We start from the raw sequence: 16,397 nt of genomic DNA on the forward strand, positions 1-16,397 counted from the left end.
ACCGTCGATGAAGGTCCGCAGGTACTCGGCGTAGTCACCGGGTGCGGCGTACCGGTCGTCGACGCCGTAGCTGTTGTCGTTGTGGCCGAACTGGACGAGCAGGTAGTCCCCGGGACGGATGCTCAGGAGCACCTCGTCGAGCCGTCCCTGGCTGATGAAGTTCTTCGAGCTCCGCCCGCCGATGGCCTTGTTCTCGACCGTGACGTCGTCGGAGAGGAAGCGGCCGATCATCTGGCCCCAGCCCGCCTGCGGGGCGTAGCCGTCGGTGTAGCTCTGCACGGTGGAGTCACCCGTGACCCAGACCGTGGGCTCCGCCCCCGCCTCGCGGGGGCTCCGCTGGCTGATCACGAGCGAGGCGAGGTTGGGCGCGGTCCCGGCGAGCTCGAGGTTGAGCTGCCCGTCGACGACGGCGATGTCGAAGGACATCTCGAGGAACTCGCCGGCCGCCTTCGCGGTGGGCTGGACCTTGGTCATCTCCTCGGCGACCAGCGCGATGTCCGTCGGGCCCTCGGGGTCACCGGCGATGAGGCTGACGGCGTAGTCGCCGTTCGGCAGGTCGACGACGAGCTCGGTGTCCCCGACGGTCACGAAGTCCGAGCGGGTGGCGTCGGCGGTGCCGCGGTCGGTCGCGGTGACCGCGCGCACGTCGACGAAGCCGGCGCGGGTCTGCGGCGTCCACGCGGTCGTGGCGTCGAGGCGGGTCGCACCGGGTGCGAGTGCGCCGCTGCCGAGGTCGAAGGTGAGCACGCCGTCGACCGGCAGGGTGGGGGCGGTGCCGGTGAGGCTGGAGACGGCGGCGGCCGACGGCGCGGACAGGCCCGGCGTGTGACGTGCCTGGACGCGGTAGTAGTGCGCGGTCGAGGTGTCGACGGCGTCGGTCGTGAAGACGACCCGCGCCGGCGTCTCGGCCACGACCGTGTACGGGCCGCCGACGGCGTCGGCGCGCGAGACGACGTAGCCGGTCGCGTCCGCGACCTCGTCCCAGCGCAGGGTGACGGCGTCCGGCGTGACATGGGCCATCCGGACGGACTCGGGGGCCGGCAGGGTGGGGACCGGCTCCTCGGGGTCGGGGCCGGGGTCCGGCTCGTCGGTCACCGGGGTGACGGTGATCGCGTTGACGTAGCCACCGGCTCCCGCACCCGCGACGCCGATCGTCAGCTGACCGTCGGCGACGGTCGCGCGGTAGGTGGCCTCGGACACCGACTGGCGGGCCTGCACGGTCCCGGCGACGGCGCCCTCCAGCGTGATCTCGGTCTTGGTGGTGCTGGTGCCGGCGAGCTGGTCGCCGGAGAGCACCTGCACCTCGTACGCACCGTCCGGGACGTCGACGACGAACTGCCACGCCGTCCCGAGCACGAAGTCGCCGGCGACGGGGTCCGCGGCGGTCGCCCGGTCGCGCGAGATCGGGACGGCGTCGCCCACGGTCACGATGCCGAACCCGGCGTCGGCGGAGTACCGGCTGGCGTCGGGGACGCCGGTCCAGCCGTCGCCGACGGGGCTGGTGGCCGTCCCGAAGTCGAACCGGCGGACGACGGGCTCGTCGTCGGCGGCTGCGGGCAGGCCGGCCGTCACGAGGGCGGTCGCGGTCAGTGTGGTGAGGAGGACAGCACGTCTCCGGGGCACGGCAGGGGGCATGGGTGACACCTTCATCTCGACTCTGAGAACGACGGTCCGATCGGGTCACACGGCGCAATGAATCGTTTCACAGCGACGATGACAGGGTCGTGTCTACCGGCTCCTCGCGATCGGGGCAAGGGCTTTCCCAATCTTGGGAAAACGTTTCCCGATGAACAAATAGGAGCCGCGGCACGTCGCTTCGCGTGACCGACATACGCCCACACGTGCGCCGACGCCCGAGCGCCCGAGCGCCCGGTCGGTCCGCCGGTCGTCAGCGTCCGGCGACCGCGCCCGCGTCAGCGGTGGCCGGCAACCGGTCGGCCAGGAGCTCGGCCAGCGCCTTGCCCTGCACCCCCGCGAGCCCCTCGGCCTGCGTCCGGCAGGAGAAGCCGTCGGCGAGGAACACGTCGCCGTCGCCGGCTGCGCGCAGCGCCGGCAGGAGCGCGTTCTCGGCGACCGCGACCGACACGTCGTAGTGGCCCGTCTCCATCCCGAAGTTCCCGGCCAGCCCGCAGCACCCGGCGAGCGTCGTGATCTGCGCACCGGCACGCTCGAGCAGCCCGCGGTCGGCGTCGAAGCCCATCACGGAGTACTGGTGGCAGTGCGGCTGCACGACGGCCGTGACGTCGGACAGGTCCGGCACCGTCCACCCGGACGCCGGGTCCGGACCGATCGGCGCCGGGCTGGTGAGCAGCTCCGCGAGCGTCCGGGTCTCGCGGGCGACCGCGGCCGCCCGGGGGTCGTCCGGCAGCAGGTCCAGCAGGTCCGAGCGCAGGACCGCGGTGCAGCTCGGCTCGAGCCCGACGATCGGCACGCCGTTGACCGCGTACGGCCCGAGCACGCCGAGCAGGTCGGTCAGGCGCCGGCGGGCGCCGTCGAGCTGCCCGGTGCTGATCCAGGTCAGCCCGCAGCACGCGCCCTGGTCCGGGACGATGACCTCGTACCCGGCGGCGCGCAGCACGCGGGCGGCCGCCGCGGGGACGCCGGGCGAGAGCGTGTCGCTGAAGGAGTCGACCCACAGCACGACCGGTCGACGTCCGGCGCCACCGCCGTCCGAGGCGCCGTCCGGCCCCCGGCCGTGGCGGACGACGTCGCCGCCGTCGTCGTCCCGCCCGCGCTGCGCCGCCACCCCGCCCGGAACGACCGGCCGAACCGCGGGATCGTCCGCCGCGTGTCCATCCCGCCGGCGGCGAGGACGAGCTTCGCGACCGGACGGATCCCGAGCAGCCCGTTGACCACGCCGGGGGCCAGGGCGGCCAGCCGCGCCCAGCGCGGCAGCCACCCCAGGGCGTAGTGGTTCATCGGCCGCAGCCGGCGCCGGTAGGTGCGGTGCAGCACCTCGGCCTTGTACTGCGCCATGTCGACGCCCGCGGGGCAGTCGCTCGAGCACGCCTTGCAGCTCAGGCACAGGTCCAGCACCTCGTGGACCTCGGTCGACCGGAACCCGCGCGAGACCAGGGTGCCGTTGGCCATCTCCTGCAGCACGCGCGCCCGGCCGCGGGTGGAGTCCTTCTCGTCGCGCGTGGCCAGGTACGAGGGGCACATGAAGCCGCCGGTGGCGGTGCTGTCCGCGCGGCACTTGCCCACCCCGGTGCACCGGTGCACGGCGGTGGTGAAGTCGCCGCCGTCGTGCCGGTACGCGAAGCCGCCGTCGGCCGCGATCGGCAGCGCCGCGGGACGGCGCAGGTCGGCGTCGAGCGGCCGCGGGCGCACGACGACGCCGGGGTTGAGCACGTCGGCCGGGTCGAGCAGGTGCTTGAACCCCTCGAACATCCGAAGAGCGTCGGGTGAGTACATGAGCGGCAGCAGCTCGCCGCGGGCGCGGCCGTCCCCGTGCTCCCCGGACATGGACCCGCCGTGCGCGGCGACGAGGCGGCCGGCGTCCATCATGAACGCGCGCAGCGGGTCACCGGACCGCTCCATCGGGATGTCCAGGCGCAGGTGCACGCAGCCGTCGCCGAAGTGCCCGTAGGCCAGGCCGTCGACGCCGTGGGACGCCATGAGCGCCTCGAAGCTCACGCAGGTACGCGCCGAGCCGCTCGGGCGGGACCGCGGAGTCCTCGAACCCGGGCCACGCCTGCTCGCCCGACGGCGTCCGGCCGCCGAGGCCGGCGCCGTCCTCGCGGATGCGCCACATGGCGCGTGCCTCGGGGCCGGGCGGGAACACCCCGACGGCGCGGGTGCCGGCGTCGGCCGCGAGCGCGCGGGCGCGGGTCATCGCCTCGTCGAGGTCCGCACCGCCGACCTCGACCATGAGCCAGCCCGCGCCCTCCGGCAGCGTGGGGACGGCAGCGGCCCCGCGCAGCCGGCGCACGACGTCGACCAGGCGCGCGTCCATCCCCTCGATCGCGAGCGGGTCGTGCGCGAGGAGCGCGGGGACGGCGTCGGCGGCGGTGGGCATGTCGGGGTAGCCGAGCACGACCAGCACCGGCGCGGACGGCACCGGGACGAGGCGGACCGTCGCGCCGAGGACGGTCACGACGGTCCCCTCGGTCCCGACCAGCGCCTTCGCCAGGTCCGTGCCGTTCTCCGGCAGCAGGTGCTCCAGGGAGTAGCCGGACACCTGCCGGCCGAACCGGCCGAGCTCCGTACGGATCGTCGCGAGGTTCGCGCGCACGAGCCCGTCCAGCCCGGGGACGACGTCCAGGCCCTTGCCGGCGGTGAAGCGTCGCCCCGTGCCGTCGACGACGTCGAGCTCGAGCACGTTGTCCGCGGTGCGCCCGTAGGCCACGGCCCGCGGTCCGCACGCGTTGTTGCCGATCATCCCGCCGAGCGTGGCTCGTGCCTGCGTCGACGGGTCCGGCCCGAACCGCAGCCCGTGCGGCGCGGCAGCCCGCTGCAGGCTCGACATGACCACGCCCGGCTCGATGCGGGCGGTGCCCGCCTCGGGGTCGAGGTCGAGGATGCGGTGGACGTTGCGGGACAGGTCGAGCACGAGACCGGGGCCGACGGCGTTGCCGGCCACCGAGGTGCCGCCGCCGCGGGTCGTGATCGGCACCCCGGCGTCACGCGCGACGGCGAGCGCCGCCAGGACGTCGTCCGGGTCCTGCGGGAAGGCGACCACCTGCGGCACGACGCGGTAGTTGGAGGCGTCGGTGGAGTACTCCGCGCGGCGCCGGGACGAGTCGTCGACGGCACCCCGCATCGCACCGCGCAGGGCGGCGACGAGGTCACGACGGTCGGCGGGGGTGTGGTCCGCCGGGGGACGCAGAGGGCTCACGAGCGACACCGCGCCAGTCTCCCACCGCGGCGGCGCCCGCTGCGCCGAACCGTCCGTGTCCGGGACGCGCCGCGCCCGTCGAGTGCGACGTTCTCCACCGTTGCGGGCTCGCGATTGGTGGAGAACGTCGCACTCGGCCGGGGTGGGGCCCCGCGGCGGCCGCCGGCGGCGTGCTGCGCCGTCAGTCGAGGGCGGCGTCGAGGGTGATCGTCGTGCCGGCGAGGGCCTTGCTGACCGGGCAGGTGTCCTTGGCCGTCTGGGCCGCCTGGGCGAAGCCGTCGGCGTCGAGGCCCTCGACCTCGCCACGCACGACGACCTTGACCTCCGTGATGCGGAAGCCGCCGGCCGGGTCGGGGGCGAGCGTGACCTCGTCGGTCACCTGCAGCGCCACGGGGGTGCCGCCGGCCTCCGCGATCACGGCGGACAGCTGCATCGCGAAGCACGAGGTGTGCGCGGCCGCGATGAGCTCCTCGGGGCTCGTGGTGCCACCGGCCTCGTCGGCGGTGCGCTGGGGGAACGACACGTCGAACGTGCCGGCCCCCGAGCTGCTCAGCTCGACCTGGCCGCTGCCCTCGTTCAGCGTGCCGTTCCAGGCGGTGCGTGCGGTACGGGTGGGCATGGGTGCTCCCTCGGGTCGTGGGACGGGCGCCGGTCCGGCACCCGTCCCCAACCTAGGACCGCTCCGTCCCGCTCGCAGGGGCGACCCGTCAGCCCACGTACTCCCAGTGCCAGGCCTCGGGCTTGGAGCCGCTCGCCTGGGCCCAGTCGGGCAGCTCCCAGCCGTACTGGCCCGCGTTCGCGGCCATCCAGCGGTGCTGGGCCGTGCCGAAGGTCTGGACTCCCCCGGCGAGGTCGACGGCGACGCCGCGGCCGTGGTTGGAGGTGCCGGGCGTCGCGCACAGGTAGCCCTTGACCCGCCGGCAGGCGACCTGCGCCGCATAGGAGCGGTAGGAGTCGCTGATCGACAGCGACGTGCCGAACTCGGCCTGGTAGGCGACGTCGAGGGCGATGAGCGCCTCGGCGGCGTCGCACCGCAGCTGGTGACCGGTCCCGCCGGGCAGGTCGCACAGCGCCTCGGCCGGGACCTTGCCGTTGGCGTAGGCGTCCAGCGACGCGCGCTGCGCCGCCTTCTCGGCGGCCTCGGCCGCGGCCTGCGCGGCGGCCTGCGCCGCCGCCTCGGCGGCAGCGGCCTCGGCGGCCGCCTGGGCTGCGAGGTTCGCGTCCGCGGTCGCCTGGACCTGTGCGGCCACCTCGGTCACGCGCGCCACGGCGGCGAGGATGTCGGCGGACAGCTCGTCGTCCGGCTGGGCGTCGTCGGCCGGCACGGGGGCGGCGGTGGCGTCGCTGATCCCGCCGTCCGCGGCCTCGTCGGCCGTCTCGCTCGCGGGGGCGTCGACGCCGTCCTCGACCTGCTCGGCGGCCTCGGGGTCGGCGGCAGCCTCCTCGGCGGGGGCGACCGGAGCGTCGAGCGCCTTGCGGGCCCCGGAGGTGCGCGAGGCACGCGCCCGGCGGTCGGCGAGGGGCTCGCTCGCACCGTCGGCCGCATCGGGGATGTCGGTCGGCGCGGCACCCGTGGCGCCGTCGGTGTCACCGGCGTCGGAGTCGGAGTCGGTGTCGGTGTCGGAGTCGGAGTCGGTGGCACCCGGGGCGCCGGGCTCCTCGCCCGGCACGACCGGCAGCGGGGCCTCGGGGACGGCCACGAGCAGCTCGTTGAGCTCGTCGACGGCCGCCACGAGCGGCGCCATCTCGGTCTCGGCGACCGCCGGGGCGGCCACGGTCTGGACGGCGGTCGCGTCCGCGAGGGCGTCCTGCGCGGTCGCGACGGCCCGCTCGCGCTCGGCCTCGACGGCGGCGCGGAGCGCGCGGGCCTCGGCACGGGCCTGGGCGCGGGCCTCGGCACGCTCCTGGGCCTCGACGGCGGCGACCGCCGCCTGCTGGGCCGCGGACTCGGCGACGGTGTACCCGCCGAGGCTGACGGCCAGCGTCAGCACGAGACCACCCTTGACGGCCAGACCCGGGATCGCGGAGGGGCGACGACGTGCCGGCGTGGCTGCGGCGCGGTGCCGACCTCCGGACGTTCGCCGTGAAGTCGGCATCCTGTCACTCACCCGCAACACGTTACGGGAGGCCGTTACGCTTCCGTAACACTCCGACCCTGTGCCCTGCATCACGGCGCGCGCCCGTGTCACGCAAGCGTGACACTGGCCTACGCTCGCGGCGTGGACCTCGACCCTGCGCCGACGGTGCTGCCCGCGGTGCCGCAGCCGACGCGCGGCCTGGACGACCTGTACGACATCGGCCGCCTCGCCGACCGCCTCGGGGTGGAGCACGCGACCATCCGCGTCTGGCTGTCCCGCAAGGTGCCGTGGCTGCCGCCCCCGGACGGCCGGCTGAACGGTGGGGCGGTGTGGCGGGCGACGACGCTCGAGGGCATCGAGCAGCGCCGCACGCCGGGACGACCGGGCCCGAAGCGGCACATCACCGAGCCGACGGCCTGATCGACCGCGCGACCGACGCCCTCGGGCCTGACCGCCACCGCCACCCGGATCTACCCTGGTGGAGGGCGCACGGCACAGGTCGACGGCCGGAGGTGCGATGAACGCGACGCGACACGACGACGACGTCGTCGCGGGGGCGATGGCCGCGCTGGACCGGCGCACGTTCCTGCCCCCGACCAGCACCCGCACGCCGACGAGGACCGCCCGCTGCCGATCGGGCTCGGGCAGACGTGCTCGCAGCCGTCGACCGTGGCCGCCATGCTGCGCCTGCTCGACGTCCCACCCGGCGCCCGGGTCCTCGACGTCGGCGCGGGCTCCGGGTGGACGACGGCGATCCTCGGCAGGCTGGTCGGGCCGGAGGGCCGTGTGGTGGGTGTGGAGCTGGAGCCCGAGCTCGCCGCTCGCGCCGCCTATTACGTCGCTGCCTGCGGGGTGCCGTGGGCCGAGGTCCTCGCCGCCCGGCCCGGCGTCTTGGGGTGGCCAAACCCGCTCGGCTACGACCGCATCCTGTGCTCGGCGTCGCCCGCGCACCTGCCGGACGAGCTCGTGGGTCAGCTCGCCGACGGCGGCCGGCTCGTGATGCCCGTCGGTGAGCAGATGTGGCTCGTCGAGCGCCACGGAGACACGGTGCACCGGTCCACGCACGGTCTGTACCGGTTCGTCCCCCTTCGCGACCGCCCGGTCGGCGGGGGCTGACGCCCGGCCGTTCCTTTCACCCTGACGCGCCGCGGGACGGTGTCCGTGCGGCGACTACGGTGCAGGCAGAGGCCGCCGCCGCTCTCCCCGACCGCCCGGCGTCGCCACAGCACCCACCCGGCACGAGATGAGGCAGACACCATGCGCCGACCGCTGCTCGCCGCCCTGACCGGCCTGGCCGTCGCGGCCACGACCGCGCTCGGGCCGGCGGCGGCGTCGACCTCCACGACGGTGCCGGCCGCCGACGTCGACCCGGTCCGGAGCGGGCTGACCCTGGCGGCCATGCCGGGGTCCTCCTCGTCGACGCCGGACAAGGTCGCCCCCGGGCTCGACGGCGTGCAGGGGATCGTGACGGCGTTCGTCGAGCTGTCCGCGCCGTCGGCGCTGGACGTCGCGGAGGAGGGCGGCAGCACGGCCGCCCTCGAGGCCGCGACCGAGCACATCGAGTCGCTCGCCGAGGACGTCGTCCCCGATGCGCCGACCGCCGGGCTGACCGCCACCGCCCCGCAGCGGCTCTCGGTGACGACCAACCTCGTCGCCGGCACCGTGGTGCGCGGGGACGCCGAGGAGGTGCGCGCGCTCGCCGACCGGCCCGAGGTGGTCGCGGTGCACCGGGTGACCGCCAAGAGCGTCAACGACGCCCCGACCAACGCCCTCACGCGCGTCCGGCAGGCGTGGAGGTCCACCGGGCTGACCGGCGCGGGCATGCGGGTCGGCGTCATCGACACCGGCATCGACTACACGCACGCGACGTTCGGCGGTCCCGGCACGCCGGAGGCCTATGCCGCCGCCTTCGGCGCGGACGGCACCGGCCCGGTCCCGGACGATGTCCTCGACCGCACGGTCGTCGTCGGCGGGTACGACTTCGCCGGTCCGCGGTACGACGCGAGCGGCACGGTCCCCGGCTCGAGCCCGGTGCCGGTCCCGGACGACAACCCGATCGACGCCCCGGCCACAGCGGCCGGCGGGCACGGCACGCACATCGCGGCCACCGCCTTCGGGCTCGGCGTGACGCCCGAGGGCACGTTCCGCGGCGACCACGCCGACGCACCGGACGACGCCCCCTGGCAGGTCGCGCCGGGCTCCGCTCCGGGCGCCGAGATCTACGCGCTCAAGGTGTACGGCGACGGCGGCGGCACGACCCACCTGACCATCGACGCCCTGGAGTGGGCGGCCGACCCCGACGGCGACCACGTCCTGGACGACCACCTCGACGTCGTCCTCGTCGCGTCCGGGACGGACGCCGCGCCGGCGGACGACCCCGAGAACCTGTTCGTGGACCGGCTCGCCGACCTGGGCGTCCTCTCGGTGTTCTCCGGCGGCAACGCCGGGGACGTCACCGACGCCGGCGGCGTCCCCGGCAGCGCGCGCAGCGGCCTGACCGTGGCCTGGTCGGTCGGCGACAGCGAGACGGTCGACGCGGTCGAGGTCGTCACCGCACCCGTCGACGACGTCGTCGGCACCCACGCCGCGCAGAGCGCGGTCGCGTACACCGGCGCCGACGTGACCGCGCCGGTCACCGTCCTCGGCGACGACGTCACGGGCTGCTCGCCGTTGACGGACGCGGCCGACCGTGTCGCCGGCACGATCGTCTACCTGTCGTGGGACGACGACCCGACGGCGCGCGAGTGCGGCAGCGTTCCGCGGTGGCGCAACGCGCAGGCCGCGGGCGCCGTCGGCGTCCTGCTCGGCACCGGGCTGCCCCACTTCCCGGAGGGCATCGCAGGCACCGACGCGATCCCGGGCGCTCAGCTCACCGCCGCTGCGACCGACGCGCTGCTGCCCCACCTGCGTGACGGCGGCGTCGTGCTGCGGATGGGCCCGTCATTCGCGGGGTCCACGACGCGGACCAACTCGTCCATCGCCGACACCCTCAGCGCGGGGTCGTCCCGCGGCGTGCACGGCTCGCTCGGCATCGTCAAGCCCGACGTCGCCGCGCCGGGCGACGCGGTGTGGTCGGCCGCGTCCGGCAGCGGGGCCGGCGCCGGCCTGCGGTCCGGCACGTCGATGGCCGCGGCGCACGTCGCCGGCATCGCCACGCTCGTGCGGGCCGCCCACCCGGACCGGACGCCCGCCCAGGTCAAGGCGGCCGTGATGAACACCGCGACCCACGACGTCCACCTCGGCACCGACCGCACCGGTCCGGTGTACGGCCCGGCGCGGGTCGGGTCGGGCCGGGTCGACGCGCTCGACGCCGTCCGCGGCACGACGCTCGCGTACGCCACCGAGGACCCCGACCTCGTGTCGGTGGCCTTCGGCGTCGTCGACGTCGGCGAGGCCACCGTGGTCGAGCGCCGGGTCGTCACCGTGGAGAACCGCGGGACCACGACGACGCGCTACCGGACGTCGTTCGCCGCGGCCACGACGACCGGCGGGGCGACCATCACGGCGTCCCCGTCGACCGTCACGGTCCCCCGGGTGGGCGCGGACTGGTCACCCTGACCCTGACCGCCGCCCCGGCGACGCTCGAGCGTGAGCTCGACCCCACGTCGGAGCCCGCCTACGACCTGGGCGGGCGCGTCCCGCGCGAGCACGTCGCGGCGCTCAGCGGGCGGCTCGTGCTCACCACGGACGACACCGAGCTGCGCGTCCCCGTGCACGCGGCGCCCCGCCTGGTCAGCGCGCTCACCGCGCAGCCGGTGACCTTCCCGTCGCCGGGCGCGACCCAGGCCCCGCTGACGCTCACCGGCCGCGGCGTCGACGACGGCGGCTGGCGCTCCCTGGTCGCCCCGATGCAGCTCGTCGCCACCAGCCCCCGCCTCGAGGAGCCCAGGGTCGCGACGTCGTCGTCGGCGGTCGACGCGGGCGACCTGCGCTCGGTGGGCTTCGCCTCGACCGCACCGCAGGTCGCGGCGGACGGGCGCGACCCCACGGACCCCGGCAGCGGGGCCGCCGTCGGCGTCGGGGTGGTCACGCAGGGCGAGTGGGCGACGCTGGGTCGGTCCGTGCTCCTCGTGGTCGACGCCGACGTCGACGGGGACCGCGCGCCGGACGCCCGGACGGTCGTCCAGAAGACGTCCCCCGACCTGGACGTCACCACCGCCCAGACCTTCGACATGGCCGGTGCCCTGCGCGGGGAGATCCCGGTCAACGGGGCGTTCGGCGACGTCGACACCACCGTGTTCGACAACAACGTCGTGGTCGTCCCGATCGCCCTGGCCGCGCTCGGTGCGGTCCCGGGGCAGCCGGTGACGTTCTCGGTGTGGACCTACTCCCCGACTACGCCGCCGACCCCAGCGGTGTGCTCGACCGGGCCGAGCCGTTCACGGTCGACCCGTACGCCCCGGAGTACTGGTTCGACGGCGGCACGCCGGGGTCGGTCCTGTACGCCGCCGACGCCGGCTCCCCGGTGACCGTGCACCGCACCGCGGACGCCGGCACGCCCGCTTCGCCCCTGCTCGTCCTGCACACCCACAACGCGACCCCGGCGACGCGCGCCCAGGTCGTCGACGTCGTCGCGCCGGTGTCCACCCCGACGAGCACGGTCCTGCAGGTGACCGGGGACCGGGTCGCCGGTGTCGAGGTGTCCCTGCTCGCGACGGTGGAGCCGGCCGGTGCGGCCGGGTCGGTGACGTTCACCGACGGCACCCGCGAGCTCGGCGCGGTCGACGTGGTCGACGGGACCGCCCGCCTGGCGACCCCGCTCGGCGCCGGCGCCCGCGCCCTGACCGCCTCGTTCACGCCCGCCTCGCCGCAGTGGGAGGCGTCGACGTCCGGGACCGTCCCGGTCGACGTCGAGCAGGCGACCTCCACGGTCGGGTTGACGCTGACCGACCGGGCCATCGACTTCGGCGACGTCACGACGGCGGTCGTCACGGTCGACGCGCCGCTGCCCGCGTCCGGCGTGGTGGAGATCCGCTCCGGGGACCGCGTCGTCGCGTCGGGTGAGCTCGGCACCGGCGGCGTGGCGGGGACCGCGCGGATCGCGCTCCCGCGCGACACGGGCGTCGGTGCGCACCGGCTCGTCGCGGTCTACCGCGGTGACGCGGACGTCGCCGGCTCGTCCAGCGAGACGGTCCGGCTGCGCGTCACCGCGGCGCAGCCGGTCGTCACGCTGGGGGCGGACTCCTGGACGGCCGAGCGCGGGGACCGGCCCACCGTCACCGTGACCGTCGCCGGGGCCGACGGCGGCCCCGTCCCCACCGGCACGGTCAGCGTCCTGGTCAACCTGCGCCGGGTGGCCACCGCGGACCTCGGCCCCGACGGGACCGTCGAGGTCCAGCTGCCGCGCACGACCCGCACCGGGCTGGTCACCGCCGTCTACGGCGGCAACGCGGGGTACCGGCCGGTCGTGGAGCTGCGGACCCTGCGGGTGCGCTGAGCCCGCGGGACCCGCTGAGCTTGCTGAGCCCGCTGGGCCCGCGGCCCCCGGTGCTCACGACGGCCCCGCCGCCGGGGCCGGCCGGGTCCGCTCAGAACAGGACGTCGTCGGTCCCGGGCACCGGGACACGGGTGCGTCGCGTGGTCGCCCGGGCGCCGGCCGTGCGGGACTCCCCGGTCGCGCGAGGTGCGCCGGTCGCGCCAGGCGCGCCGGTCGCGCGAGGCGCCCCGGTCGCGCGAGGGCCCCCGTCGCACCCCGCGCCGGCGACGTCGGCGGCCCCATCGGCTCGGCGACCACGCGCTCGACGCTCGCCGTCGGCCGGCCGGCCTGCGCCTCGCGGGCGGCCGCACCCGCGAGCACGTCGGCCTGCTCGTTGAAGTGGTTGCCCACGTGGCCACGGACCCAGCCGAACGTCACGGGTCCATCGCGGTCGGCGATCGCCCGGTCGATGGCCTGGACCAGCGCCAGGTTCTGCACCGGGCCCCGCTCGCGGTCCGCCACCCCTTGCGGCGCCACCCGGCGACCCACACCGACGCGCACTTGATCGCGTACTGCGAGTCGGACTCGATGTGCAGCGGCTCGCCGCCGGGGTGCGCCTCGATCGCCTCGAGCAGCGCCATGAGCTCGGCGATCTGGTTCGTGCCGGAGGTCAGACCGCCGGACGCCGACCCGCCCGCGTGGTCGACCCACGCCCAGCCGATCGCCCCACCCGGGTTGCGCAGGCAGGACCCGTCCGTGCTGACCGTGATCACGCCGTGCCCTCCACCGGTGACCGCGTCGCCGGCCGGCGGCGCGTCGGCCGACTGCGGGCCGGGGCACGATTGTGCCGGTCGGTGACCGGTGGGACGGACGTGCGCGCCGGACCGGCGCTGTGTTGACTGGGGCACATGCCTCTGACCGGTGAGTACGAGCCCAGCACGAACCAGCAGACCCGCGAGCAGGTCGAGCTCTACGAGAGCTCCGGCGGCACCGAGGGCCTGACCCTGCGCGGGGTGCCCTGCGTCATCCTCACGAGCGTCGGCGCGAGGTCCGGCAAGCTGCGCAAGGTCGCGCTGATGCGCGTCGAGCACGACGGCGCGTACGCCGTCGTCGCGTCGCTGGGCGGGGCGCCGCAGCACCCCGTCTGGTACCACAACGTCGTCGCGAACCCGCAGGTCGAGCTGCAGGACGGCCCGCAGAGGTGGGACATGGTCGCGCGCGAGGTGACCGGCGAGGAGAAGGCGCTGTGGTGGGAGCGCGCGGTCGCGGTGTGGCCGGACTACGCCGACTACCAGCAGCGCACCGACCGCGAGATCCCCGTCTTCGTCCTCGAGCGCGCCGCTGGGTGACGTGCGGCCACGCCGGCTGACGGGGGATCACCCCGCGCCCCGTCGGCCGGCGACGTCAGCCGCTCATCGCGCGGACGACCCGGGCCACGCTCGACCCCAGCCCCCACCGCTCGGCGAGGGCGACGAGCCGGTCCGGGTCGGCCGGGGTGACCGGGATGCGGTCGTCGATTTCGGCGACCGGGGCGTCCGGCGCGACCCGCACCACGGTCGGCGCGACCTCGAGGTAGGCGGCGGCGTCGGTCAGCCGGGTGCGCTGGGCGAGGGTCAGCCCGGGGTCCTTCGTGTCGCGTGCGGCCAGCACGCCGGCGAGGTCGCCGTAGCGGTTCAGCAGCGTGACGGCGGTCTTCTCGCCGATGCCCTTGACCCCGGGCAGGCCGTCGCTCGGGTCCCCGCGCAGGACCGCCATGTCGGCGTAGGCCTGCCCGGACGTCACGCCGTACCGCTCGCGCAGGCGGGCCTGGTCGATGAGCTCGAGGTCCTTGATGCCGCGCATCGTGTACAGGACGCTCACCCGGGCGGCGTCGTCGACGAGCTGGAACAGGTCGCGGTCCCCGGTGACCACCTCGACCGCGCCGGCCGCGCCGGGGACCCGGTCGGTGCGGGCGACCTCACGGGCCACGAGGGTGCCGATGACGTCGTCGGCCTCGAAGCCCGCCGCGCCGAGCCGGGCGAGACCGAGCGCCTCGAGCACCTCCGCGATCACCGGGATCTGCGGGCCGAGCCCGGACGGGACCTCCTCGGCGTCCGTGCCGGGCACGAGCCGGTGCTCCTTGTAGGACGGGATGGCGTCGACCCGGAACGCGGGCCGCCAGTCGTCGTCCCAGCACGCGACGAGCCGCGCCGGCCGCCGGTCGGTGACGATGCGGGTCACCATGTCGAGCAGCCCGCGGATCGCGTTGACCGGCGTGCCGTCCGGCGCCTTGACCGTCTCCGGGACGCCGTAGAACGCGCGGAAGTACAGCGAGGCGGTGTCCAGCAGGACGAGGTGGCCGGTCGAGGTCGTCACGGTGCGAGTCTGGCCGCCCGCGGCCGCCGCGTCACCCCGGTCAACGCCGCGTCACCCCGGTCACCCCGGTCACGCCCCGAGCTCGGCGAGCACCACCGGGAGCTCGTCGAGCAGCTCGCGGGCGAGGAAGCCGGTCGGCCCGATGCGGGCCGCGAGCCGGTCGCCGGCCGCGGCGTGCAGGTGGGTCCCCCAGCAGGCGGCCTGCTGCCGGTCCGCCCCGCGGGCGAGCAGACCGCACAGGGCGCCGGCCATGACGTCGCCGCTGCCGGACGTCGCGAGGCCGCCGAACCCGGTCGACATCTGCCAGCGCCGCCCGGACGGGTCGGCGACCGTGCCGTAGCAGCTCACCACCGCGTCGTAGCGGCGGGCGATGCGCGCGACGGCGTCGGGCAGGTCGTCGTCGTCGATGTCCTCGCCGAGCAGCCGCTCGGCCTCGCCGCTGTTCGGGGTCAGCACGAGGCGTCCGGCGAGCGCCGTGACGACGTCGTCCAGGCCGGGGAGCACCCCGAGCGCGTACGCGTCGAGCACGACCCAGGTGTCCGTGCCGACGTGCGGGGCGAGGCCCCGGAGCAGCGCGGCGGTCTCGTCGGCGTCATCGAAGCCCGGCCCGATGAGCACCGCGTCGCTCGACGCGACGGTCCCGGCGAGCCGGTCGGCGGCGTCGCCGCGCACCGAGCCACCGGCAGTCTCGGGCAGCCCGACGACCCCGGACTCCGGGACGGCGACGGCGAGCGCGACAGCGACGGAGTCGGCGACCGCGAGGGTGAGCCGGCCCGCGCCGGCGCGCAGCGAGGCGACCGCGGCGAGCATCGCCGCACCCGGGGTGCCGCGGGACCCGCCGACCACGAGCACCTGACCGCGGCCGTACTTCGACGACGCGGTCGCGGGCAGCGGCCAGTCGCGCAGCAGGGCGGGGGTGACGATCTCCGGCCGCGTGCCCTCAGTCGCCGACATCGGTCCTCCCCGGCTGCGCGGTGGGGGTGGCGCCGCGTGCCTCGAGGTGCCCGACGGCGTTGACCACGTCCGCCGTCCACAGCCGCTCGCCGGGCGCCCGGACGAGCCGGGTGACCGACGCGTTCGCGACCGGCGCCGCGCGCGAGGCGGCCATGACCTGCTCCTCGGTCAGTCCCTCGCACACGTAGCGGATGACCATGATGACCGCGTCGTGGCAGACCAGGAGCACCCGGCGCCCGTCCTCGTACCGGTCCAGGTCGGCGAGGAGCGACCGGATCCGCAGGGCGAGGTCGGCCCACGACTCGCCACCCGGCGGCCGGTAGTAGAACTTGCCGACCCAGCGCCGCCGCTCGGCCTCGTCGGGCTGCTGCGCGTCGACGCCGGCCGCGGTCAGCCGGTCCAGCACGCCGAGCTCGCGGTCCCGCAGCCGCTCGTCCAGGACGACCGCCGTCGGCAGCCCGCCGACCTCGAGCGCGAGGCGCGCGGTCTCGGCGGCGCGGACGTACGGGGACGCCCACACGCTCTCAGGCCGGTCCCCGGGCGGGAGGTCGCCGAGCCACCCGCCCAGCGCGCGGGCCTGCTCCTCGCCCGTCGGCGACAGGACGACGTCCGGGTCGCGGGCCGGGACGTCGATGACCTCCTCGCCGGCCGCCTGCGCCGCACGCGCCGCCGTGTTGCCGACGCTCTCCCCGTGCCGGACCAGCAGCAGCTCGCTCACACCCGTCGCACCCATGGTCGCTGACCGTAACCGAGGACG

General features: G+C 76.0%; 12 protein-coding genes and 2 pseudogenes. 6 read left to right on the forward strand and 8 right to left on the reverse strand.

The annotated features are described in order from the left end of the window. From REH70_RS17145 to REH70_RS17170, 4 genes and pseudogenes are all read right to left on the reverse strand, one after another. Positions 1-1,650, reverse strand: a pseudogene (locus tag REH70_RS17145) (GDSL-type esterase/lipase family protein); the annotation flags it as partial. Positions 1,651-1,888: 238 nt separating this feature from the next. Continuing rightward, positions 1,889-4,862, reverse strand: a pseudogene (locus REH70_RS20880) (FAD-binding and (Fe-S)-binding domain-containing protein). A gap of 156 nt (positions 4,863-5,018) precedes the next feature. Then, entirely contained in the window at positions 5,019-5,456 is a 438-nt protein-coding gene (locus tag REH70_RS17165) for an OsmC family peroxiredoxin (protein WP_310749166.1), read from the reverse strand. Positions 5,457-5,544: 88 nt separating this feature from the next. Beyond that, the gene (locus REH70_RS17170) at positions 5,545-6,828 is read right to left on the reverse strand and encodes a M15 family metallopeptidase (protein ID WP_310749168.1); all 1,284 of its coding nucleotides are present in this window, start codon (positions 6,826-6,828) and stop codon (positions 5,545-5,547) included. 228 nt (positions 6,829-7,056) lie between these two features. Here REH70_RS17170 and REH70_RS17175 point away from each other — a divergent pair, with 228 nt between their 5' ends. The 5 genes from REH70_RS17175 to REH70_RS17195 all read left to right on the forward strand — a co-directional run bounded on the left by REH70_RS17175 (position 7,057) and on the right by REH70_RS17195 (position 12,352). After that, positions 7,057-7,335, forward strand: a complete 279-nt coding sequence (locus tag REH70_RS17175) for a MerR family transcriptional regulator (RefSeq protein ID WP_310749170.1) — start codon at positions 7,057-7,059, stop codon at positions 7,333-7,335. Positions 7,336-7,548: 213 nt separating this feature from the next. Beyond that, entirely contained in the window at positions 7,549-8,031 is a 483-nt protein-coding gene (locus REH70_RS17180) for a methyltransferase domain-containing protein (RefSeq protein ID WP_310754378.1), read from the forward strand. Between the two features lie 141 nt (positions 8,032-8,172). Further along, positions 8,173-10,473, forward strand: coding sequence for a S8 family serine peptidase (locus tag REH70_RS17185; RefSeq protein ID WP_310749172.1), 2,301 nt, complete (start codon positions 8,173-8,175; stop codon positions 10,471-10,473). A gap of 116 nt (positions 10,474-10,589) precedes the next feature. Beyond that, positions 10,590-11,384, forward strand: coding sequence for a hypothetical protein (locus REH70_RS17190; protein ID WP_310749175.1), 795 nt, complete (start codon positions 10,590-10,592; stop codon positions 11,382-11,384). 215 nt (positions 11,385-11,599) lie between these two features. Continuing rightward, on the forward strand, positions 11,600-12,352 hold the full coding sequence (locus REH70_RS17195; RefSeq protein ID WP_396134767.1) for an Ig-like domain-containing protein: 753 nt from the start codon (positions 11,600-11,602) through the stop codon (positions 12,350-12,352). 413 nt (positions 12,353-12,765) lie between these two features. Here the strand turns inward: REH70_RS17195 and REH70_RS17200 are convergent, their stop codons facing one another. Further along, positions 12,766-13,104: an RNase H family protein gene (locus REH70_RS17200; protein WP_310749177.1), complete on the reverse strand. Its 339-nt coding sequence runs from the start codon at positions 13,102-13,104 to the stop codon at positions 12,766-12,768. A gap of 135 nt (positions 13,105-13,239) precedes the next feature. On the opposite strand from REH70_RS17200, the gene REH70_RS17205 reads away from it, so the two are divergent. After that, positions 13,240-13,680, forward strand: coding sequence for a nitroreductase family deazaflavin-dependent oxidoreductase (locus REH70_RS17205; protein WP_310749179.1), 441 nt, complete (start codon positions 13,240-13,242; stop codon positions 13,678-13,680). A gap of 55 nt (positions 13,681-13,735) precedes the next feature. On the opposite strand, the gene REH70_RS17210 is transcribed toward REH70_RS17205, so the two are convergent. The 3 genes from REH70_RS17210 to REH70_RS17220 all read right to left on the reverse strand — a co-directional run bounded on the left by REH70_RS17210 (position 13,736) and on the right by REH70_RS17220 (position 16,373). Continuing rightward, entirely contained in the window at positions 13,736-14,686 is a 951-nt protein-coding gene (locus tag REH70_RS17210; protein WP_310749181.1) for a 5'-3' exonuclease, read from the reverse strand. Between the two features lie 69 nt (positions 14,687-14,755). Continuing rightward, on the reverse strand, positions 14,756-15,640 hold the full coding sequence (locus tag REH70_RS17215; RefSeq protein WP_310749183.1) for an NAD(P)H-hydrate dehydratase: 885 nt from the start codon (positions 15,638-15,640) through the stop codon (positions 14,756-14,758). Beyond that, on the reverse strand, positions 15,627-16,373 hold the full coding sequence (locus tag REH70_RS17220; RefSeq protein ID WP_310749185.1) for a histidine phosphatase family protein: 747 nt from the start codon (positions 16,371-16,373) through the stop codon (positions 15,627-15,629). The genes REH70_RS17215 and REH70_RS17220 overlap by 14 nt, the downstream gene beginning before the upstream one ends. Between the last annotated feature and the right edge of the window lie 24 nt (positions 16,374-16,397).

It is taken from the genome of Cellulomonas sp. ATA003 (assembly GCF_031582905.1).
Taxonomy (GTDB): Bacteria; Actinomycetota; Actinomycetes; order Actinomycetales; family Cellulomonadaceae; genus Pengzhenrongella.